This is a genomic window from Metabacillus sp. KJ11-3, assembly GCF_055808295.1.
This window is the reverse complement of record NZ_CM147865.1, coordinates 1,957,765-1,979,302: the sequence shown is the minus strand read 5'-3', so window position 1 is coordinate 1,979,302 and position 21,538 is coordinate 1,957,765. Positions and strand designations below refer to the sequence as shown.

Here is a 21,538-nt window from a genome sequence, read left to right as displayed (position 1 = left end):
TTTACTCCTCCATGTTAATTACAGTTAATCCCGAAACGTCCATCAATTTATAGTCATTTCTATCCAAAGTCGAATATTCTATCTTATCACCTTTTAATTTTCCCGGAAGAGAAAGAATGATTATCTTATCTCTTGCCAAATTTTTAAATACCTCAACAGGATTTAAACTAGCGACTTCATTTGAAAACAATAATTCAATATTATCAACTAAAATAATTGAATCCTTTATTTCATCAAATATTTCTTTTATTACATCTTGTGATTGAGTAACATAAGAATCTTCCTTTATTTGCAATAGTTTCTTACTTAGAGTTAAGTTCAAATTAATGTACTTATACTTAAATTCCTCTGAAACGTTTTTCATGAGGTGTGTTTTCCCTGTTTTGAAACCACCAGAGATTATAATTAATTTAAAATGGTCATTACTTGCACCCTTAATGGCTTTTGACAGCCTCTCTATTTTCAAAAAAGCCATCTCCTCTTGTTAAGATTTTTTATATAGTAATTAAAATTCCCCTATATACTATTTTACAATATTTTGATGGGTAAATTAGTTTTAATCACAAAAGTAATGATGATGTTAACGTAAATAAGGACATTTTTGAATTAAAAATAAAAAAACCAAATAGAAATTCAATTCCTATACTTTAAAAGGATTTCCAGTAATAACAGAAGGAAACAATTATTGATAAAAAATAATGTTTTTATAAAACCTTTTGTATATCATTTTATTATTTACGCGGTGAACTTTTATTCTTTAAAACCTTCTGCTATAATCCTAATTTCCCCACTTTCAGCTGCTCTAATTAAGTGATGTTTATAAACATTTATCTTTTGTTCAACTAATGGTTCTCTATTTCTATAAACATACTTCTTCTTTAGAATTCGTTTTTTCTGATTATAGTAGAGTACTAATCTTATAAGGGGGAAGTCCTTATTTGTATTAAACCAACGAATTTTAAAGGATGTCACATCTTCCCATTCCTCAACTGTTAACATTTGAGAAAGGATTCTTAATTGTTTTAAATTGAAATCAGGATTAAGTCTTATCTCTCTTTCTAGCAATAACGTTGGTTCACCAATTGAAGGATCCTTTTTGAATTTAAGGCTGTTATCTTCTTTAATGTAGTTTTCCAAATCCATAAAACGAATTAAAGGAAATAATTCTCTAAATGACTTTTCATAATTTCTAACATTAACATCTAATCCTATATTTTGAAGAATAAATTGCCGAACTTTATCAGAAATCTCCGCTATGTCGTTACCAATAGGATAAATCTTTTGATGAATATTTTTTAATAATTGCCCTAATTCTTTCCTTTCATTTCGAATAGAATGAAAGTTCTCAAATGTATTGATTATGTAATGTTCTTTTATATATATAGTCCCTAATGACTGAATTAGCAAGGCCCTTACATCTTCTCTAGAAGTATCCAGAATGTTATTTTCACTATATTTAACAATTGCGTTTACCATTTGAAGGCATTCATCTACTAATTCTTCTCCTGATAAGAAATTTTCACCTAGTTTCTGTTTTAACTTAAACAAAAAGCCAGAAGATATTGTCAGATTTTTTATTAGCACATCAGAATCGACAATTTCTAAATACTGTTGAGATGTGATTCCACTAATAAATTTATTGGTAAATCTCCTCATACGTCTTTGAAGTTGATCTCTTATATCCTTTGGTATCTCATCATATTGTCTTTTTAATGTTGGTTCTTCTGTTTTTTTACCGGTAATCTCAATAGAATCACCAGATGTTTTATAAAAGTCATTTAACATGATTGAAATCAAGCTTCCAATAACATCAACACTTCCAATTGAACCATACATTTGTATTTTTTCTTCACCGATGTAATAATCTTCTTTGTTGTCACTGACACCGACCTCTGTTTGCCCTAGTTCGGCTTGTTCGTGTATTGAATTCAACCTGTTTCGACTTTGCTCAGATTGTTCCAAATCGTGTTCATTTAAGATCAACCTGTTATGTAAATCATCCAATAATGCCATGATATTATGGTAGTCTTCTAGATATGGATCCTTAGACAGATTGGAGTAAACAGATTGATTCATGTTATTAAACGTATTATGTAAAGATAGTGAATCGTGTAACCATCCTGTAATTAAGATACATTTGTTCTCGAAATATCCTTCCAAAGTTATTATCGAACTTACATGGATATCACTTTTATTAAAGGAATAGGTAAATAAAGTTCCACTTGTATGAATGAGAACCCCTATTTCTTTTTCTAATTTAATTATTTCTATTGGTATACTAGATTTTATCTTAACTATTATTTTATTATCTTTGGCAATTCCATCGATAAATTGTAATCTCTCATCACCCGATTGATGATCATCTGGTTCATCAGATTCCATCGTTCCAAAACTATCTGGTAGAGGTATAGGCAAATCAGTTATTGAAATACTGTTCGTAAAAAAGCTTCCAAATTCCCCCTTATACCCACTCTCAACAACAATTGCTTCTGCATTCCCACCATTCATAAATGATTTCAATAAAGCCTGACGACTACAGTTTGCACTTCCATAAACCATTACTTCCTCATTTTCACCAATGAATCGAAATACCTTACCATGATACCTCTTGTTTTCATCTTCCAAAAACACAGCTTTGAATAATGATATATTAGGTTCATAATCTTTATGACGTGGAAAATTGGTGTTTTGGTCTTGTAAATATATTTTTATTTTGTCTGGCTTATATAGCTCATTCCACTTAGTAAATACAGATAATGATTGATCAAAATATGGGACAAAACACTCTATTTCTTTGACTTTTTTTGGTAATAGGCTATTCAATTGAGTTTGCAAAGATATTTCATGATTAAATAACAAAGTACTCTGTCTATTAATTTCATTCCCTATGTACGAAAATTCTTTAACCTTCGAAAATAATTCTTGCGATAACATGTTATCTTGTTTTTGATGTAATGATTGAAATAACCTAAATGCAGCCTGGATCTCTGCTAAACCTTCAATATCCACTTTTTCCTCATAAGTAAACTTATTAAATAACTCATAATTTGTAATGAAACCAGCAGGCGTCAGATTCCCGCTGCCAATCAGGACTTTTGCTTTTGTTTCACCCAAAAGAAGAAAAACCTTAGGATGAAAAGCTTGATTTGTTTCAATTCCTTTGACGATATAACCTTTACCTAATTCTGTAATATTCGGTTTTGTGATGGCTTCAATTAGGTTTTTCTGATCAATAAACAGACCAATATAGGTACAATTATTTTCTAATAAGTGCCTAAGAATCATTTTTTCAAAGAAAACTAGGTCAGTTGAAAAGGTAGTAAATAACGCGACTTTAAATCCTGGCTCACTTAATTCGTCAATTAAATTAATTCGTTCCATTTAACATCACCTGACCTAAAGATGTAACTTCGTATTTCCCCTTGTGTTCCTTTATAAGCCCTAAATCCTCTAAGATTGATAGACCTTGATTTACTCGAAAAGTATTAAAAACTGGTCTGTCATCTTTAATAAAATGAAGCTTCCCATCATTTTCAATAAAATGATATGTTTCATTTTTTGTGGTAATCATTTTATTTAATGCAACCTTCTGATGCTGTTCTAAAATAAAATATCGAAGAATATACCTAATAAAATCCCTAATCGTTTTGTCCTTGTAGGACTCCACGAATAAATCCCAGACTTTAAATGAAATACTGTCTCTCCCACCTAGTTCTAATAGCTTATTATGTATCATCTCAAAGTCATTTCTATTTTGCAGACGGTAACCCACTTCTAGCATAACAATTATAGGTTTGTATATATGATATTTACTATCTTTTTGGTCCATCCCCATTTTTTCTATCGCATCTTTGCGAACTTCTTGTGGTAGAGGTATTTGGCTGATTAACTCTGTCACAGGCAACGAGAGGTCATATCCCTGATTTTCTAATTCTGTCAGTAACGTAGTAATTAATTCAGCTGTTGTTACAACTTTTCTAGACATTCTATCTAATAAATAAGACCAGATAGTGTCTAAACTAAATGTAAAAAACTGTCTTGCCTGATAAATCTCCCATCCAACTGCCACCCCTTGGAGTTCTTTAGGGACAATGAGTTGTTTATGATAATACCCGTCATACATTATTTCCTGAAAATAACTAAAAGACAGTTTTCTATCATTTGATTGTTTAATAATAGTCATATAGTAAAGAAATGACTGTTTTCTAAGTTCATGTCTTGGCTGTTTAGTTTCATTAGGCATAAAGAGTTCTCTTAGTAGTTTGTAATCTTTGCTATTGGCATCTTTCAATCTATCAAGTGAGGCAACCTGGCCATACTCCATTAAAACTGATCTTGGCACTCGATTGTTTGTTAATCTATACTTTTGATAGTACTTTGTACCTTGGATAGATTGCTCAAATGCTTCAGCCAACTGTATCCCTGATGGTTTTGTCACTCTATCAATTTGAACCCCTTGGGCTTCATCGCCAACCATTGTTACGCCTACTATTTTCATTACATTTCGATATGTTCCATATCCACCAAAACTATCTTTCACATATTCATAGAATGGTTCAAAGCTATCTTGTGGTTTCTTCCAAACATCAATTCCCTTCGTACTTCCAATAACACCACTAGTTGTTACTCCTCGCTCCTCTGCCTCTGCAATGTTAGCTAAAATAAAGAACCATTCTTGCTTTTTCAAATATTGTTTGAAGTTTTTTATCGTTTTTTCCATTGGAACATGTTGAATAAAATCATGGAGTACCCATGAAAAAAAGCCCAATACCTAGCTCTAGGTGTAATACTTGTAACCCCTGACTGTAAATGATCTGCTATTGAAATTCCAACTGAACGAATTCCTAAGTGATCCTCACCAGCAATATTTCTGACACTGGAGGTTGTATACTTCGGACCCTTATTCCTAATAAGTGACATATATTTTTCCTCCAAATACTCTAATAATTTTTTTATTAATAAATCTATTTGATGTATTAAATCTTGGAATTGGTATAAATTACCCATTTAATTAAGTTTATCATTTAAGTTATTTATTCTCATTATTATATTTCAAGGAAAAGCAGTTTCTAAGAGTATAATTTTAAATTATTTGCAATCTCCAAACAAAAAAAGATCCACCCGACGATCCCTGTGGAAGAGTGATTCGGGTGGATACTGCCTATATCCCACAGTGAACGCCTTCACTGCTAACTATATTATAACGGAAAATATTATTTGTGGATATTTTTTACATCATCGTTCTAATGACATTTTATAAAAGCTTCCTGTACCCCCTGACCAATTCGACACCTACCTTGCTTTCAATTAATCTCATTTTATAGAGTTGCTAACTCTAAATAACAACTAAGAAGGTGAAGCATTTTGAAATGCGTGAATAAAAAGAACATATTCCCGAAATTTAGAGATGACCTTGATAAGAGAAGTAGAAATGTAGTGTTTAAAAACCTCGCTAAGATTATTGAAGCGGAGTATCCTAAATTATATGAGGAGGTAGTATATATGATTGATAGAAATATAGATAAAAAAGCTTTAATTGATAAAGTAAGCCTTCTTGTAAGCATCTATAAAGTAAATGAAGAATTTGAAGAGAGATTATTCCATACCATACTAACTCATTTTGAAACCATCTATGATGAAAATGGCGAACCAAGAATATAATATTATTTGTTATTTATTTCATCAAATAGACTAGCAATTAAGACTATATTTCTCCCTTAATACCGTATATTACCATTATCATTAAGGTCAAGTATTGTATATAATTTAATTATATTCATTTCTTTTAATCTTTTATTCTCATTTCTATCAAAAGATAGGATGTATCGTTGCTGCTATGCAGTAAAACTGGACAAGTCCTGTATGTAAACCTAGGCTAACCATGCCAAAAAATGCAAATGCATGATTGTAAGATTAATCTTAAAAGTCGATAACAGCCATATAGGCCTGTGTAAAGACTAGTGTAACCTACTCAACGAACTGAGTGTGTTTACCTATGTCCTTATACAGGCCTTTTTGTTTTTTGAAAAAGAGGAGTTTAGCTAATAACCATATTTATTGGGAATTAAGAGGATGATAAGACAAGTCATCCTCTTTGTTGTACATCGGATCCATAATCTATGAGGACCTTAAATAGATTGAAGGATATTAAGGTTAATGGAATTGCAGGCAGCCATTTAAATTCGAGAGCCGATCGCTTCCCTGGGCGGTTTAAAAAAAGCAGGGATCGTTTTATTGAGTGGTGCACTAATCGATACAATTTTGCACTTGGCAAAGACATTAGTCACCTGTATTTACGGGTTCATATTTGATTTGCTACGTCGATGGAAGATGATAAAAATCAACCACTTGCATTTGCAGGTGTCGACATTCGTACTTAATCACTTACAAATATATAAACTGAGATAGATTTTATAGATTACTAATTTATCAATGGTTCTCCCTGGAAGTTGCCATGAGTTAGACATGAAATCAGTCATTTTGTCAGTGGGTTAAGTATGCACTTTTTTAAAAATAATGGAAATGGAGCTGAAAATAATGCAAATAAAAAATGAAGTAATACAAATACCGGTTGAGGAAATTAGAGAGCATAAAAACAACTTTTCGCTATTCTCACCTCTAACTGATCATTTATACAATGAACTTAAAGAAAATATCAGAGTGCATGGGATTTTTCAACCATTACTGATTACAGAGGAGTCAATGTTATTATGCGGTCATAATAGATTAAGAATTGCAAAAGACTTAAATTATCCCACTGTCTCTTGCAAAGTGGTTCAAGGTAGTACAGCAGAACTAGTACAATTTATGATTGTAGATAATTCCTTGCGACGTGGGACGGAGAAGAACATTCTACGATTAATTGAACAGGCTTATCAGCTGTCCCTAACTGGGATAATACGGGATGGAGCCAATACTATGGGAATCAGCAAATCAAAATTCGAGCGATATAGAAAATATCCAACTTAAGTGATGAATTTAAGGATTTACTGGGGTGTAATAAGTTAACAATGGGGGCTGGGTATGAACTTGCTACAAAAGATTTGGAAACTCAGAAAAAATATTATCTTCAGTTAGCCCATTTACCTAAGATCACTGAAAATCATGTCAGATATATTAAAGAAGATTCTCATGTGAAAGAAGCACAGTCATGGATGGCCTTGAAGAAGAAGATTCAAAAGCAAAACAAGAAGTATTTATCGGAAATAGAAAATCTCTGCCATCAATTTAGGGATAGTGAAAGCATAAATGATGCACAGGATATCATTAAACTATTAACAACACTAATAACGAACTACCAACTACAGGAGGATTAAACATGTCACAGAAACGCAACTGGAAACTTACCGCAAAAGAGCAAGCCTTTTTTAATAATCTATGGAGTCAGATAGTGGCAATTTTTAATTACACTAATCATCAACAAGGTTACAGAGGAACCGAAAGATATAGAAATGGGCTAAGGGCTTTTTGTAAACATCTTGCTATTAAATACCGACCTCAAAACTTCAGAAACTTACAAGATAAGCATCTTATTAGCTTTATTGAAGAATCTATCGCAGCTGGAGTAGATATATCAACATTAAAGACCGATCTATCTGCAATCAGGAAGCTTCACAAACTTATTCCTAAAACAAGGTATCAGCTAACAATTGGAAATGATTTGTTGGGTGTTGAAAAACGAGCGAAAAAACAAATAGATCGTGCTTGGAATGAAAAAGAGTACAATACCGCTATTAATCTAGCACTTTTAATGAATCGAAATGATGTTGTGTGGTCTCTTAAGCTAGCTAGGAATTGTGGTGTCCGATTAGAAGAATGTACTGCTTTGACTAAAACTCAACTTAAAGAAGCTTTAGCTCAAGGATTTTTATCCTTGAGAAATACTAAGAACGGAATATTAAGAGATATTCCTCTCGATTCAGAAGCTAAATTGATAATCTCTAACATTTTAAAAGAAGCATCATATGAAAGAGTTTTTGTTCACCATGGACGCAATCATATGCAAGCTAAGAAAAGTATTCAAAATTGGATTATCAATAATCGTTCTAAATTTACAGAGGAGAGTGAACCAGTACAAAGCCAATTGGATAGTAATAATGATTATATCGTACAATCAAAACTAACATACCATGGCCTCCGCCATTCTTTTGCCAGAGAAAGATATCAAGAATTTATTGGTAAAGGTTTTTTACGCCAAACGTCTCGTAAACTAGTAGCTGAACAATTAGGCCATGGACGAGATGATGTAACTCGAATTTATCTTGGGCCGAATTCTGATCCTGATAATGATTAATATAAATTCCCCCTCCTATTACGGAGGCCACTGAAAAACTTACGTTTTTTATTTTTGTATTCTCAATTCAATACAAAAAGGCAATTTGCCGTCTTATTTTTTGACGGCAAATTGCCTTTTTCCTTTCCTTTTTCTTATTCTTTTTCACTAAGGAGTTTTAAGATTCGCTTGAGATTTACTGCAAATATTGCAGTGGCTCCTTGAATTTCCATGCCGAATAGACCCGCAGATGATGCCGTTTCAAACCCGTGTCTATGTTTTAACTCACTATTTTTTGCTTCAATTTTATAACGAGAGCGTGCAAGTTCTTTGAACTCTTCACTGTTTTGAAATTCTTCTTGTTCCTTATGCTCAGTCGATTTTATTGAAACAGAATATGTTTTGCTTTTTGCCCCTTCTTTATAACAGCCATCACGGAAAGGACATACTTTACATTTTTTTATATCAAAGTAATACGTATCTCTCTGATTTTTACCCTGAGCTTTCTTCCCTGTTCGTGCTTTACGTACTGCCATATGACCTGCTTTACAAACATACATACCTGCATCTTTATTAAACTCAAATTCATCCTCTTTCGCAAGTCCACCTTGTGTAATCTGAGGATTAAGTTTAGATACTAGTTGAAATTTTTCTTTTTTTGCATACTGGATATTTTCTTTTTCTGAATAAGCTGTATCACCAATGATTCTATCTATTGCCATCCCTGATTCGTTACTTTTTTCAACTAGATCTTTTAGGTATTTTCCATCACTTTTCTCCCCAGTAGTAACAATCGCAGCTGTAATAATTCGCTCATCACTCATAGCTATATGTGTTTTAAATCCAAAGAAAGAAGAATCAACTGTTTTGTGTCCTACACGTGCATCTGGGTCATTCGAATAGCTTAGTTGTTCTGCATAATCCTCTACAACTTCTTTTAGTACATTTAATTTTTCTTTGACAGCAGGAATCTCGGCAATTTGTGGTTCGGTTTCAACAACAGTAATGACTCGACGACAATAATCCAATTCATCATTTACTTCGTTAGAAGTCGTTTTTGGCGGAAACTTTTCTTTTATTGATTCATCTATTTGATATACTGCTTTTCGGACATTTTTTGATTTTTCTTGTAGAAACTCTTTCGGTGATTTTTGGTTATAACGTGCTTTTGTATGTGTTGCATCCACGATAATGGTTTTACTTTTAATAATCTCTTTTTCTAGAGCAATCTCAACGGTTTTGCCAATAAGCATATCTAATAAACCCACATCTTTAAGACGGAGTTTCCGGAATTTCGTTAAAGAGCTTGGATCAATAACTGAATCCTCTGGCGCCATTTCGAGAAAATATTTAAATGACATATCGTATTTGGAGCGCTCTACAACATCAACATCTGACAAATCATAGATTGATTTAAGAAGTAAATATTTGAACATACGTATTGGGGAAACGGCATTACGACCATTATCAAGGCAATATTTTGTTTTCAATTCTTCTATTATGAATGTAAAATCTACTAGCTCATTAATTTTACGAAGCATATTATCTTTTGGCACAACCATATCGTACAAAGCCATGAAAGGGCTTAGGGTAAGAGATTCTTGATTTGAAATCATGTGGATACCACCTACATACATTTGATACAAATATTATAAAGGAAAAAGGCAGTTAAAAGTTCTATTGATTGAACTTTTAACTGCCTTTTAAATATGGACTTTTTCAGTGGCCTCCTATTACGAGGGGGTTTCTGTATAAGAAAAATAAAATTCTAAAAGATTAATATCATTTTTTGCTGTGTTATACTTCGTTAGTTGTAGAAAAATAGAGGGCATTATACCATAATTGCGCCCTTTAACTGAAGACTCGATTTCAAGATAATCTTAAAAGACAATAATAATGTCCTACACTATTGCCCCCTATAGTATATAGCATAATGTTTCACAAACTCGTTTTGAAGTGAATTAGATACTAGATCATAATATAAGAATATACGCAATAATTACACTATAAAATTGGAATTTATCGTGCTATTTGGATTTATTAGCTGCTGCTACTTCCTCTCTGATCTTCTCTACTAACATTCCAATATTATCTCTATAATTATCTAGCCGATCAAATAATGTATCAGATTCCAATCTTGGAACAGCTTTTCTCCCATAGCTTATTGTAGCAATTTCCCATTCTAATTCACCAATCTTTTTATGTAGAAAATCAAATTCTTCTTTGTATAATTTTAATTTATGAGTGAGTTTCTTTTCCAAATTATTCACCTTTCTTTCAAATCGATAAAATCCTATTATTCAGTAGAATAAACAATTACTAGTCAATAATTGTCATGCTGTGACATTAAATAGTATATAGGGTTTTATTTAAGTACCATAAACGGCAACTTTATTATCACCCTACATGAGATTTATTTCAATATTCTTTACTCCATTTAATGGCCCTATTGCTTAATTATGAGTTAAAGTGTGCTCTTCAACTAGTATACACACCGGTTAATTCACAAGGAACAGTTTGAAAAATAAATCCTAAATCGAGTTCAAGTTCTTGGATTATTCAGTTTTTGTTTTCACTCTTAGAATAACACTCAATATCCCCTACCCCCCAGCAAATTTTCCAGTCTACTAAATCAATATTACTATAAATACATAAGCTATTTACCTTTTCACATCAAAAAAATTTCCATAAATTAGCCCAAAGAGTTTTCTAATATTCTACCGATAACCAAGTATCATTGATAAATATTTTTCAACTAGGAGGTGAACAGAATGACAACTATCTTTCAAGAAAATCAAAGTGAAAATCAACTTTTCTACCATCAAAAGGAATGGAGTTATGTTCAATCACTATCAGTTAATATAAACATCCCTGTTCCTGCAGATAGCGTCATAATTTCTAAAATCGAATTACAAGAACTGAAAAAAATTCAGTTAGCAGGAGTCTACTGGTCAATGAAAGATCTTGAAAATAGAGTGAATAGAAAAAGTGAATGGATCAAAGAACATATCCTTTATCCTTCACGTTTCCGTAAATTACTGGATGCACAAAATGGTGGATTTGTATTCTATCCACGAAGTAAGGGACAAACTTGGTCATTTCAAGCATCAAAAATGGCAAAGTTTTTAGATGAAAACTTTGACCGAATTTTTTCTTAAAGACTATTAATATACACAACTACCAAGCACACCTTTTTACCGTGCTTGGTTAACCCCCAAACAACATTAGAAAGGTGACATCATAGAATGGCAAGTATACAAAAACGGGGTAAAACCTATCAATTTACCGTGAGTCACACGGTTAACGGTGTAGCGAAGCCGATAAGAAAAGGTGGATTCAAAACCAAAAAGGAAGCACAAATTGCAGCAGCAGAAATCGAGGCAAATTTAGCAAAAGGTATTTTACCGCATTTGAAGCAAATGCCATTTGATGAGTATTTTGAAAAATGGATGACACTTTATAAATCTAATTTAACAAATACCACTAAACTTCATTACGATTATACGTATAGAGTTATTAAAGTATATTTTGGTAGCAAACCACTTCAGGAAATCAAACGCCATGACTACCAGCTTTTTTTAAATAACTTTGGAGCTAATAAGGCTAAAGAAACTGTTGAGAAAGTGAATATCCATATTCGATCATGCGTACAGGATGCAATTGAAGAGCAAATTATCCTCCATGATTTCACAAGAAAAGCTGTACTCACCTGGAGCAATCCTGCGAAGAAGCCAGAAGAAAAGCATTTAAATTATTTTGAAACTAAAAGATTGCTTAAAGTCAACTATAGTTTGTTAGAGAAAGGACTAGGTTATTATTTAATTCTATTAGGATTAACTTCTGGAGCAAGGTTTGGCGAGTTAGTGGGATTGACTAGAAAAGATTTCGACTTTAAAAACAACACAATAACCATCAACAAAACCTGGGGTTATGCGAAAAGACATCCTGAAGGTTTCGGTCCAACGAAAAATGAAGCATCCAACCGTACAATCAAGTTAAATAAAAAGACAATGAATGCATTTAGAATACTTTTCGAGACAGTAACACCAAATCTGTATGGATTAGTGTTTTATGCACCAGAGTCCAAGTACAGAGTAATTAGCAACACCAATGCAAACAAGCTCCTACAAAAACCTTACAAGAACTTAGTATCAATCCAATCACTATGCATGGTTTAAGACACACTCATGCAAGTGTTCTATTATATAGGAAAGTAGACATTAATTATGTAAGTGAGCGTTTGGGACATAGCACTATAGAAACGACTTATAAGCACTATTCTCACGTGCTTAAGGAACTACGGGAGGAAGAGGAGAAACTGACGATTGATACCTTTGAGAATATGTAGGTTCAGTTGAAATCGAAATTGATGTGCTTTATGATATATGAAAGGTGTCGGTGTGAAAACACCTGGCATCATTCTTAGTCATCCGTAGTATGTGGTGACTAATTAAATACGTGTAAGAAAAAAGCAACTCATACTACTTAGCGGGCAGGGTGAGTTGCTTTTAAAATAATCCAGAGGGATTCTTACAAATCTAATAATATTCTATATACACATCACATTGATAGGTGTTTTTTGCAAAAAGTTACTAAGTTAGTGACTACTATTAATCTAAAAGAAAAGGAATTACCGTAAAAGACTTTTAGTCTAAAATTACATAATTATTAAGTTTTATATTACATTAATAATTATGAGTAGTGCATTGAGATAGCTTTGAACCTATTATTTTTTCTAATTGACTTAACAAACTATTGAGTTCCACCTGTTCTTTCCACCCTACCGGTCGTACTGGTAGGCTAGCAGAACTAAGCAATGAACCCCAATTACCATTTCTATCAAAATCTATTAATTTTTCTTCATCCATATCATACTTGTTTTTTTCCATTTGTCCTATTGTAGTAACGCCCATATTCTTAAGAACTCTTCCTGACTCGATATATACATTACACTCTTGTGCACTATTAGAAAGAGAACTGAGATTAAATGCTGGATGAGATAAATTACTGCTTCCAACCATCGCAGATAATGGTAAATAACTTCCATCTTTTTTATATTTTAACTTAAGGGCAACCTTGGAATGCCATTTATACCTTCCTATTGGATTTGGAAAATGCCAATAAAACAATCTTATAACCATAGAACTACCGAATTCACTTACAAAATCTTGATATACGTTTTCATACCTACAACAATGACAGCAGCTAGCGCTTCCAGTACCGTTATAATAATTGGTACATTTATTAAAATACCCACCAATTAATATTATTTTTTTCTTTGATTCCTCAAGGTTTAAGAAGCCCTGTTTAATAGAATCCTTTAAATCAGTATCCACTCCAATATTCTCTCCAAAATAACCATAACTAAGGACTAAAATTTCTCCTGGCAATGAACACAAGTGTAATAAATAATCTCTAAAACTATTCCCTATAACCGCTGGGTTCCTTAGTAAAATCCTTGTAGCCACAAATCTCACCAAATTCTTGTTTAATTTATATTTTCAAACTGCCTATTATATATTTTTTATCCATTATTATATTAACATCTTTAACTAAAATTAAAAACATTATGTTAATTCCAACTACAATTTTAGTTAAAATACTATATTCTATTTTTTATTAGATAAGATAGTATATTTGGACATAAAATATGGGTCTGTGGGGGACAGGTCTCTTGGCCCAAGCCAATGTGAAATCGGTGGATGATTTTTCTGTCCCCACGTCCCTTCTTCATAATATGATAGTAGGACTTGGTATCGATTCTATTACCATGTATGGTTTAAGGCACAGTTATGCTAGTGTCCTATTATATAAAAAAGACGATATTAACTGTGCAAGTGAGCGATTTGGCCACACAATATCAAAACAACTCATAAGTACTAATCTCATGTTATTAAAGAACTGCGGGAAGAAGAAGAAAAGCAGCCTGTTAATACATTTCAGTATTTGTATGCTCAGAGAATACTGTGAGCTATCATAACACTGGAAATTTTAAATATTTACAAAACTAATTATTTTTGACATTTATTGTTTATCCAATATAGGTACCCCTGAACCAGTCAATAATTCGTAAAGTTGTGAGATTTCCTTTTGCTTTTGTATTATGTTCTTTAGTTTACCAAAATAGAGAACCTCTCTTTTACTACTAAAAGTAAAAATAACTCGCTCTTTTGCTCGTGAAAGAGCAACAAAAAAAGCCTTTTTGTCGGAGTCTGATTGTGTTCTAAAGCTCCAGAAAGCCCCATCTTCTAATCCAAGAAAAATAACAGTGTTATACTCTAAACCTTTACTTTTATGAATAGTCATAATAGGGATGCTAAATTCCCCTAACACATCTTTTAGTGTTGTTTCCCAATCATTATGTTTAATTAGTGATAAATGTAAGATGTTTGTCGTTCTATTAATTAGATCATCTAAATAACCATTCTTTCTGTACTTAGGAAAAAATGATTTTAATTTACTCTCATCAATAAAGCTAATAATAACCTTCAATAAATTGTTAATTTCTTCCTCTTTATCTTTACTATTTTTTACTTCTTCTAATAGTTTTCCTACGACTATTAAAAAGTTTGAAAGAGAATTTTCTAGATTAACTAATTTGTCAATGTCTATATTATTACCAGATCCTTTAATTTGGATAATGCTTTCAATTGTATCCATCCATATCTTTGGCTTATTTCCAGGTAGTGATAATAAAATAATATTAAATAATAATTCTATAATTTCTTCTGACAAGATTTCTTGATACTCTTTTTCTATCCTTGCATTAATGCCTAATGAATCTAAAGCATTTATCAACTCTTTAGCATAGATATGCTCTTGCTGTTTTACAATCACACAAAAATCCCTTGGTATTAAATCATCATTTTCCATCCAAGTTTTTATAGAATTAGCAACTATACTAGCTTCGTTAAGATGATCACTAAAATTCCAAACCTCACATACACCATCTAAATCTTTCCATTCTCCCGATACCTGTACATTAACATGTTTAGAGCTGATATTTTGTGATAAGATATTCTGTATTTGTACTAATTTCGGTGCAGATCGAAAGTTTTTTAATAGACGTTTTTCTACTGAATTAAAATCACTATTGAATATAGTAAAAGCATCATTGAGTGCACCTGCCCACCCCATAATTCTCTGCTTTTCATCACCAACTGATGTAATAGAAACGTCAGAGTTCTCAAATATTGTTTTTAATAGGCTATATTGTATGTTAGTAGTATCTTGAAATTCATCTATGAAAACATGTGTATACGTTGCTCTTATTGCTTTGATAATTAGAGGATTAGTTCTTAATAGATACTCAGATAACCTTGATATCATAGGGAAAGTGAGAAAGCTATTTAAATTCGCTTTGCCATTTACCAATACCTCCCAAGTTTTATAAACTATCCAGGAATAAAGATCATCCTCAATCAAGTGAATTGGGAGCTTATCTTCCACCAATTTTTTAGACAATACTCTTAGGTTATATTCATATTGCCAGTTTGGGTAATAAGGGTTGGTTTCAGTTATATAGGATTTAATAATAGAATTTAAGTCTGTTTCTTTAAATAATATATCGTAGTCACTTTTAGGCCTATATTGCCGTGGTAACGCCATAATAAATTGGTCTAGTATACTCTTTGCAAATGAGTCAAAAGTTCTTGACTCAAATCTAGATGATCTGGATATCCCATACCGATTTCTAACTCTATCTTCAAGATTTTTTGCAGCATCAACTTTAAAGCTTATAGCGAGAATTTTGTGAGGTGCTTTGCATTGTCCTGTTTCAAACAAATAACCAGCTTTTTGTGCTAATAGTTCTGTTTTACCCGCTCCTGGTCCTGCTATAACCGAAACATTCCCTTTTTCTTTTATAGCTTCCATTGCCGCATCTTCGAGTATTATCCCATCTGAAGGAACCCATTCAATTGGATTAATGTAAGCCATGTTAATACTCCCTATCATCGCTTAGAATTTTTAAAGTTTTTTCAGCCAATTTACTTAATTCAGCAGGAAGGTTTTCAAGTAATTCTTCATTAGTTATATCTGCTAATGCTTCAATATGAGTACTCGGTTTACCCCTACCCAAAAATAAAGAGTTGTACCAAATCATTAATTTGTGCTCTTCGGGTGAATATGTTGTTCCTGTTGCCTCGTCACTTTTTAAAGTTGCCTGGACTGAACTATTTAACTTTCTAACATATTCTTCAGTCATTTCATCAGGTATTCTTGGTCCATGAGGCATAGTTGACTTATATCTGTCTTCGTATAATTTAAGCATTGAAAAATCTAAATCTAACGGGTACGAGAAATAGACATTATTTTCTTCTAATTTTCGTATCCATATATCCATATTTTTTATATCATCAACTTTTTGATTATGAAAAGTTTCAAGGTCCTCTGTCGAATAAGTAAATGAAGTTCCATCAATAATTACATTTAATATATTTTCTGGATCATGACCGTTTAGTATCAACTGTTTTAAAGCATATTTTATTCTACCCCATCCACCACCTTGTCTTTCCCTATCTAAATCTAATAAGGTAAGGTGTCGGATAGATAATTGATTTAATAACTTCCACATGTGATTTACATGTTTTCCTCCAAGAGGGACGAATGAGATACTAGTTTCATCCGGATAAATGTCATACGCGCTAAGGATTTTAGGCAAGACAATCTCTTCACTGTCCCCCTCACCTAAGATTACAAGCTTGGCGAAATATAATTCAGGATATGCTTTAATCGCTTCTTTAATATATGTAAAAGCCTCACTTGTTTTATCTGGAAGTGTTATTTTGTTAACTATTGAGTTTCCATTATTAATTTGTATATGTCTAATCATTTCTGGTTCAATTCTTTTAATAATTGAAGAGTTATGTGAAGAAAATACTACTTGTGAATTAGAATTTTTAGAAATAGCATTTAAATTGCTCACAACTCTACCAAGTAAATGTGGTGAGACGTGGTTTTCTGGTTCTTCTACAGCTAATATGGTCAATGCAGGCTTATTTTCACTCTCTATACTTTGTTCTACTTCAAGTAGCGAGGATACCAAAGTAAGATAAAATAATGACCTTAATCCATCACCAAGTTCAGATATAGTTGATACTTTACCATCTTCATTTGGTGAAAAATGTACTTCAACCTTTTTTAGAATTGTTGATAAATCGGTACTATTAAATACTAAATTAGCATTTTGATATCTATTCTCTTTATGATATTTGGTCCATTCATTATTAAGTGTGTCTGTAACATTTGAAATACCAGAAACACTACTGAATAATTCTATAACCGGTTTCATTTTTTCCTGGATATCATCATTTATAGTATCTGGCCAATCAACATTTTTAAGAATTCTCCACAATAATGTACCCGTTGCATTTTTTAATTGATTCACCGGATCACGCATTGCAGGAACATAGATCAATTGTATAGAATTTCTTTGATGTAATGGAACTGGGTGAAGTGCATCTTTCTCATCTTGTCCCTCAGGAACCGTAACATAATAGATATCTTGTTCAATATTTCCTTCAGGCGTTTGACCCTGTATCCACTTTCCAATCAGACGAATTCGAATATAAGGTATTTCATTAGGTCCATCTACCACCATTTGTCTAAAAAAAGGTGGTACCCCTTCATTAGCTGAGCTTGAATCATCTTTTAGCTCTTCGAATTCAATTCTAGCCTCTATAGTCAGGTTAATCTCCTTAATACTATCCGGGTTAGAATCATAAGGGATGTGAAAGTCACTCTTAACAAGATTTCTTTCAGTATTTTTCTGTCCAAATAGTCTTAATAATGAACTTAACAAAGCAGTTTTCCCAGTACTATTACCACCAATTAATCCTGTTAAACTATCAAACGGTATACATTGAGCTTCATTACCAAAAGATCTAAAATTCCTTACTGTTACACTAGTTAATTTGATACCAATCCCTCCAGTCTCTTTCGTTAATTCTATCATACCAAATTATTCCTATATATTGTTTCTTTGTGACTATCGTATCACTTCAAAAAATTGATACATAAACCTAAAAAGTAATCTCATCTAACTTAAAGCAGTAAATGAAAGTTCTTGTGTAAAAAATGTGTAAAATCAATTCAAAATCTACCTTTTCCACTTGGTTTCCTCAAAAACAAAAAACACTCACAAATATTGATAAATCAACATTTGTGAGTGTTTTATCGTTATTAAAATTAACTCGTTTTGATCTAAAGATACCGGTGGTCGGGTATTTCTGTCTATAAAGCAGGTTAGAAAAATCTTCAATAGTCCTGTTAATAAATAATTTTAATTTGTTCCACCAAAAATTGTTCCATTAATTATTTCTTCTAAATTTGAAGCATTCAGCTTAAAAATATCTCCTCCCTCTGATGCCTCACCATCCCAAGTCAAAACATATACTTCTGCATCACATAAATACTCTTCCATATTTCTTACAAGTAAAGCATTATATTCACCAAACAACTTCATTTTACAAACTGCTATTGCATCTATTGTTTTTATCTCATCTGTATCAAAATCATCTCTATTTAATACATCTATTAGGTTATTAGCCAAGATCATTTCATCTAAAGAGTCTACAGTTTGTTCAATATCATCTACATTCCATTCAATAATTTCCATTTTTCAATTCCCCTTTAACTTTCTTTTTTACACAATTGTTTGAGAAGCAAAACAATAAATAAATTTGATTATAGTTGTTGTATTTTACTTTTCTAATTCAGTAAAACATCAGGCTAGTTTCCATTCAACTTCTATTCCAATGCCCTCCGCAGGCTTTGCGTCAAACCAGACATCCCAGTATCTACTTCTATTTTATCACTAATAATATTTCTTTTGAATTTGTACTCGCTAATAGTCTTCATGATATTTATATCAAAAAAATTTTAAATTTTTTCTCTGTACGTTAATAGGAAGATAAATTATTTTAATCTCCCTTTTTAAATCTACTTGAATATACTCAGTTGGATACTCAAAGTCATAAAACAGCCATATTTTATATGGAGCTTTTGAATTTAGTAGTTTGTCAACCGATTTTTTTCTGGCAGTAGAATCTATTTCAATTACAACTTCTACTCCATTACTTCCATGCCAAGCTACATCAATTTTGCCGTTTCTTTCAATTCCTTTTCTCTCAATAAAATACTCCTTTTGACCATGAAGACCGTACTGTTTAGCTAACATAACTAATTCATCTTGAACGATATTATGAAGCAGTTACTTTTGTCCTTTAAACACCCCACCTGATTCCTGATTAAAGGAATTCATAATTTCTTTAAAGACTTTTGTTATGTCTTTTGTTAGGGTGATTTCTTCTAAATCTTTGATTTCTCCCCAATAAAACATGTACTTCTCCTTTTTCTATTAAATGATCAATTCCTTTTTTCTCCCTTATTATTGTACAAATTCTTATCAGCCTTATAAAACAATTAATCCATGACTCCCTTGAATTACTTGAAAATTCATATCCAAAGAACATTTTGATCCTTATTTTTGAACCACTTATATTTTATTTATCTAATGTTTTTAAAGATGAGCCGATAAGCTATATAGAACACCAAAAGTTCAGTTCGTAATAAAAATATGTGTAGCACATAAAAATGCAGTACCCAACTAAAATAGAAATTCAAAAAAGCAGGTAATCTTTTTTATCTCTCAATATCACTATTTAATAACGACTTAAGTTTCCCAATATAAAATCCTCTATATAAAAACCTGTTTACTACATCTTCTTAACCATGCAAAGAAATAAAGCTATACCCTACATGGTTTACAATTAATTCATTTGTATTAGGGTGTGAAAGAAACAGAGGTTCAACTCCTCTATGAAGTTGATCAGACGTTGACTGTCCTCTATACTTTGGCTGAATGATTTCTAAATGTAAATATAATCGATTTAATATGCAATAAGCACTTTATCATTGATGATGCACGTACAATATCTTTCCAAAGCTGTTTACATTTCCCAATAGCCCAACTATACTTCTATTTATAAATCGGTATAATGAACTGTTTTGTACCTTGAAGAAATTTTAGAAAATTTGTTTCGGATGCTTTCACCGCTTTATCCCCTCTTAAATTTCAAACAATCTGTTAAGAAAAGCAAAAGAAATACCTTTTCCTTCTTTTTTATAATGTGCTTTTACAATAGTCGTTGCAAATAACGATTCTATCAGGTTTCCAATTTTTATATCAGAATCTGGTTTATCAAGTTCTAAATCACCAATCCAAAGTAATTTTGATTTTCTATCATCAGAATTCCTAACATAATATCCAAAATGATTTAAGGAATAGTATATTTTTTCCCAATTAATTTTAGGGATACCGACAGCATTAAATTTCAATTCATAAAAGGGATAAAGAGCCTTACTCTCAGTTCGTAAGTATTTATGTACCCCATATTGGGTAGTTGCTTTTTGCTTCCCCTTCCCAATATCTAAAACTATAAATCTTGATTTGCCATCTTTAAAAGTTGGCTTGTTTCCTCTATAGCCAATTGAACCCAAGTATAATTCACAAGGGATAGGTTGGAAAGAATCTTTTGTATATAATAAATAATCCAAGATATACCCTTGCCAAGCAGCGTCTTTTGTTTTAATAACCCACCTGGCTTCAGAATCTGGTTTCCGAATAACCCTAACAATTCCATCAAACATCGTTCTATCAAATTGCAATCTTAAAATCATATCCTTAAATTGATCAGCAACCAATTGATTAGCTTCGTTATCATCACTTAATTCTGGACTTGCATCAATCGGATTAAAAAATTGATACGATGTATAAGGAACTCCAAATGGTGAAGTTTCATTTAGATATTCTTGAAAATTCATTGTTTTAACGTCTTTTGCTCTTTTATGCAACTTTTCAGAGAAGAACATTTGATCGAGCAAGTCACTGTTTTTTGTTTGTAAGTATGAGTAAATATCATTGACTAATATCTCTTTCCATTCAATGTTCTTTTGATTGCAGAGTGATTGTATAGATGGTGGTATTACTTGCCCGATTAAAACCCCTCGTATTTCACCATCATAAGATTTCTTTAGTTTGTGAATATAATCCCCTATTTGGTCTACATGCTCTTTTTGAACAATATCTTTCTTTAACTCAACTAACAATAGCCTACCCATTTTATCTCTAAAGGTTAAATCTGTTCTACGATGCTCTAATTGTTGTTGCCTTCCTAAAAGAGTAAGACCAGTTTCAATCAATTCAGGATGTAACACCAAAATATCTTCAATTTCCTTTTCAGATAAAACTTGCATCTCATTCCC

The 21,538-nt window shown here is 32.0% G+C and carries 20 protein-coding genes; 7 read left to right on the top strand and 13 right to left on the bottom strand.

Features of this window, described 5'->3' with window-relative positions:
• Position 1 precedes the first annotated feature (1 nt).
• The 4 genes from brxF to AC0L8O_RS10105 all read right to left on the bottom strand — a co-directional run bounded on the left by brxF (position 2) and on the right by AC0L8O_RS10105 (position 4,920).
• Positions 2-466 (bottom strand): BREX-3 system P-loop-containing protein BrxF, encoded by a 465-nt coding sequence (gene brxF, locus AC0L8O_RS10120; RefSeq protein ID WP_473447811.1) that lies wholly within the window; start codon positions 464-466, stop codon positions 2-4.
• A gap of 284 nt (positions 467-750) precedes the next feature.
• On the bottom strand, positions 751-3,381 hold the full coding sequence (locus tag AC0L8O_RS10115) for a hypothetical protein (protein ID WP_473447809.1): 2,631 nt from the start codon (positions 3,379-3,381) through the stop codon (positions 751-753).
• The gene (locus AC0L8O_RS10110; RefSeq protein WP_473447808.1) at positions 3,368-4,720 is read right to left on the bottom strand and encodes a hypothetical protein; all 1,353 of its coding nucleotides are present in this window, start codon (positions 4,718-4,720) and stop codon (positions 3,368-3,370) included. Before AC0L8O_RS10110 ends, AC0L8O_RS10115 begins: the two co-directional genes overlap by 14 nt.
• Positions 4,705-4,920, bottom strand: a complete 216-nt coding sequence (locus AC0L8O_RS10105; RefSeq protein ID WP_473447806.1) for a hypothetical protein — start codon at positions 4,918-4,920, stop codon at positions 4,705-4,707. The genes AC0L8O_RS10110 and AC0L8O_RS10105 overlap by 16 nt, the downstream gene beginning before the upstream one ends.
• Before the next feature lie 582 nt (positions 4,921-5,502).
• Here AC0L8O_RS10105 and AC0L8O_RS10100 point away from each other — a divergent pair.
• The 4 genes from AC0L8O_RS10100 to AC0L8O_RS10085 all read left to right on the top strand — a co-directional run bounded on the left by AC0L8O_RS10100 (position 5,503) and on the right by AC0L8O_RS10085 (position 8,293).
• On the top strand, positions 5,503-5,661 hold the full coding sequence (locus AC0L8O_RS10100) for a hypothetical protein (protein WP_473447804.1): 159 nt from the start codon (positions 5,503-5,505) through the stop codon (positions 5,659-5,661).
• 876 nt (positions 5,662-6,537) lie between these two features.
• The gene (locus tag AC0L8O_RS10095) at positions 6,538-6,969 is read left to right on the top strand and encodes a ParB/RepB/Spo0J family partition protein (protein WP_473447799.1); all 432 of its coding nucleotides are present in this window, start codon (positions 6,538-6,540) and stop codon (positions 6,967-6,969) included.
• A gap of 41 nt (positions 6,970-7,010) precedes the next feature.
• The gene (locus AC0L8O_RS10090) at positions 7,011-7,316 is read left to right on the top strand and encodes a hypothetical protein (RefSeq protein ID WP_473447797.1); all 306 of its coding nucleotides are present in this window, start codon (positions 7,011-7,013) and stop codon (positions 7,314-7,316) included.
• A gap of 2 nt (positions 7,317-7,318) precedes the next feature.
• Positions 7,319-8,293: a tyrosine-type recombinase/integrase gene (locus tag AC0L8O_RS10085; protein WP_473447795.1), complete on the top strand. Its 975-nt coding sequence runs from the start codon at positions 7,319-7,321 to the stop codon at positions 8,291-8,293.
• A gap of 134 nt (positions 8,294-8,427) precedes the next feature.
• Here the strand turns inward: AC0L8O_RS10085 and AC0L8O_RS10080 are convergent, their stop codons facing one another.
• On the bottom strand, positions 8,428-9,888 hold the full coding sequence (locus AC0L8O_RS10080; protein ID WP_473447794.1) for an IS1182 family transposase: 1,461 nt from the start codon (positions 9,886-9,888) through the stop codon (positions 8,428-8,430).
• Between the two features lie 411 nt (positions 9,889-10,299).
• Positions 10,300-10,533, bottom strand: coding sequence for a hypothetical protein (locus AC0L8O_RS10075; RefSeq protein ID WP_473447792.1), 234 nt, complete (start codon positions 10,531-10,533; stop codon positions 10,300-10,302).
• Positions 10,534-11,043: 510 nt separating this feature from the next.
• Between AC0L8O_RS10075 and AC0L8O_RS10070 the strand changes: the two genes are divergently transcribed.
• The 3 genes from AC0L8O_RS10070 to AC0L8O_RS10060 all read left to right on the top strand — a co-directional run bounded on the left by AC0L8O_RS10070 (position 11,044) and on the right by AC0L8O_RS10060 (position 12,620).
• A complete protein-coding gene (locus tag AC0L8O_RS10070; protein ID WP_473447790.1) occupies positions 11,044-11,430 on the top strand; it encodes a DUF771 domain-containing protein in 387 nt (128 codons plus the stop codon).
• 87 nt (positions 11,431-11,517) lie between these two features.
• Positions 11,518-12,450 carry an Arm DNA-binding domain-containing protein gene (locus AC0L8O_RS10065; protein ID WP_473447788.1) on the top strand — a complete coding sequence of 311 codons (933 nt, stop codon included), beginning with the start codon at positions 11,518-11,520 and terminating at the stop codon, positions 12,448-12,450.
• Entirely contained in the window at positions 12,438-12,620 is a 183-nt protein-coding gene (locus AC0L8O_RS10060; protein WP_473447786.1) for a tyrosine-type recombinase/integrase, read from the top strand. Before AC0L8O_RS10065 ends, AC0L8O_RS10060 begins: the two co-directional genes overlap by 13 nt.
• Before the next feature lie 337 nt (positions 12,621-12,957).
• Here the strand turns inward: AC0L8O_RS10060 and AC0L8O_RS10055 are convergent, their stop codons facing one another.
• From AC0L8O_RS10055 to AC0L8O_RS10025, 7 genes are all read right to left on the bottom strand, one after another.
• Positions 12,958-13,740, bottom strand: a complete 783-nt coding sequence (locus AC0L8O_RS10055) for a hypothetical protein (RefSeq protein WP_473447784.1) — start codon at positions 13,738-13,740, stop codon at positions 12,958-12,960.
• Between the two features lie 556 nt (positions 13,741-14,296).
• Positions 14,297-16,210, bottom strand: coding sequence for a UvrD-helicase domain-containing protein (locus AC0L8O_RS10050; protein WP_473447783.1), 1,914 nt, complete (start codon positions 16,208-16,210; stop codon positions 14,297-14,299).
• A gap of 1 nt (position 16,211) precedes the next feature.
• Positions 16,212-18,227 carry an ATP-dependent nuclease gene (locus tag AC0L8O_RS10045; RefSeq protein ID WP_473447781.1) on the bottom strand — a complete coding sequence of 672 codons (2,016 nt, stop codon included), beginning with the start codon at positions 18,225-18,227 and terminating at the stop codon, positions 16,212-16,214.
• A gap of 327 nt (positions 18,228-18,554) precedes the next feature.
• Complete coding sequence (locus AC0L8O_RS10040) at positions 18,555-18,890, bottom strand: hypothetical protein (protein WP_473447779.1); 336 nt, start codon at positions 18,888-18,890, stop codon at positions 18,555-18,557.
• A gap of 252 nt (positions 18,891-19,142) precedes the next feature.
• A complete protein-coding gene (locus tag AC0L8O_RS10035; protein ID WP_473447777.1) occupies positions 19,143-19,451 on the bottom strand; it encodes a hypothetical protein in 309 nt (102 codons plus the stop codon).
• Between the two features lie 33 nt (positions 19,452-19,484).
• Positions 19,485-19,613, bottom strand: coding sequence for a hypothetical protein (locus AC0L8O_RS10030; protein WP_473447775.1), 129 nt, complete (start codon positions 19,611-19,613; stop codon positions 19,485-19,487).
• A 728-nt stretch (positions 19,614-20,341) separates the two neighbouring features.
• Entirely contained in the window at positions 20,342-21,529 is a 1,188-nt protein-coding gene (locus AC0L8O_RS10025) for an endonuclease NucS domain-containing protein (RefSeq protein ID WP_473447773.1), read from the bottom strand.
• Between the last annotated feature and the right edge of the window lie 9 nt (positions 21,530-21,538).

Bases quoted from the DNA above. Each gene is read 5' to 3' on its own strand.
- AC0L8O_RS10090 (WP_473447797.1), top strand. From the start codon at position 7,011: ATGGGGGCTGGGTATGAACTTGCTACAAAAGATTTGGAAACTCAGAAA.
- AC0L8O_RS10065 (WP_473447788.1), top strand. From the start codon at position 11,518: ATGGCAAGTATACAAAAACGGGGTAAAACCTATCAATTTACCGTGAGT.
- AC0L8O_RS10035 (WP_473447777.1), bottom strand. From the start codon at position 19,451: ATGTTAGCTAAACAGTACGGTCTTCATGGTCAAAAGGAGTATTTTATT.
- AC0L8O_RS10105 (WP_473447806.1), bottom strand. From the start codon at position 4,920: ATGTCACTTATTAGGAATAAGGGTCCGAAGTATACAACCTCCAGTGTC.
- AC0L8O_RS10045 (WP_473447781.1), bottom strand. From the start codon at position 18,227: ATGATAGAATTAACGAAAGAGACTGGAGGGATTGGTATCAAATTAACT.
- AC0L8O_RS10115 (WP_473447809.1), bottom strand. From the start codon at position 3,381: ATGGAACGAATTAATTTAATTGACGAATTAAGTGAGCCAGGATTTAAA.
- AC0L8O_RS10040 (WP_473447779.1), bottom strand. From the start codon at position 18,890: ATGGAAATTATTGAATGGAATGTAGATGATATTGAACAAACTGTAGAC.
- AC0L8O_RS10085 (WP_473447795.1), top strand. From the start codon at position 7,319: ATGTCACAGAAACGCAACTGGAAACTTACCGCAAAAGAGCAAGCCTTT.
- AC0L8O_RS10025 (WP_473447773.1), bottom strand. From the start codon at position 21,529: ATGCAAGTTTTATCTGAAAAGGAAATTGAAGATATTTTGGTGTTACAT.
- AC0L8O_RS10080 (WP_473447794.1), bottom strand. From the start codon at position 9,888: ATGATTTCAAATCAAGAATCTCTTACCCTAAGCCCTTTCATGGCTTTG.
- AC0L8O_RS10030 (WP_473447775.1), bottom strand. From the start codon at position 19,613: ATGTTTTATTGGGGAGAAATCAAAGATTTAGAAGAAATCACCCTAACA.
- AC0L8O_RS10110 (WP_473447808.1), bottom strand. From the start codon at position 4,720: ATGGAAAAAACGATAAAAAACTTCAAACAATATTTGAAAAAGCAAGAA.
- AC0L8O_RS10070 (WP_473447790.1), top strand. From the start codon at position 11,044: ATGACAACTATCTTTCAAGAAAATCAAAGTGAAAATCAACTTTTCTAC.
- AC0L8O_RS10095 (WP_473447799.1), top strand. From the start codon at position 6,538: ATGCAAATAAAAAATGAAGTAATACAAATACCGGTTGAGGAAATTAGA.
- AC0L8O_RS10050 (WP_473447783.1), bottom strand. From the start codon at position 16,210: ATGGCTTACATTAATCCAATTGAATGGGTTCCTTCAGATGGGATAATA.
- AC0L8O_RS10060 (WP_473447786.1), top strand. From the start codon at position 12,438: ATGCATGGTTTAAGACACACTCATGCAAGTGTTCTATTATATAGGAAA.
- AC0L8O_RS10100 (WP_473447804.1), top strand. From the start codon at position 5,503: ATGATTGATAGAAATATAGATAAAAAAGCTTTAATTGATAAAGTAAGC.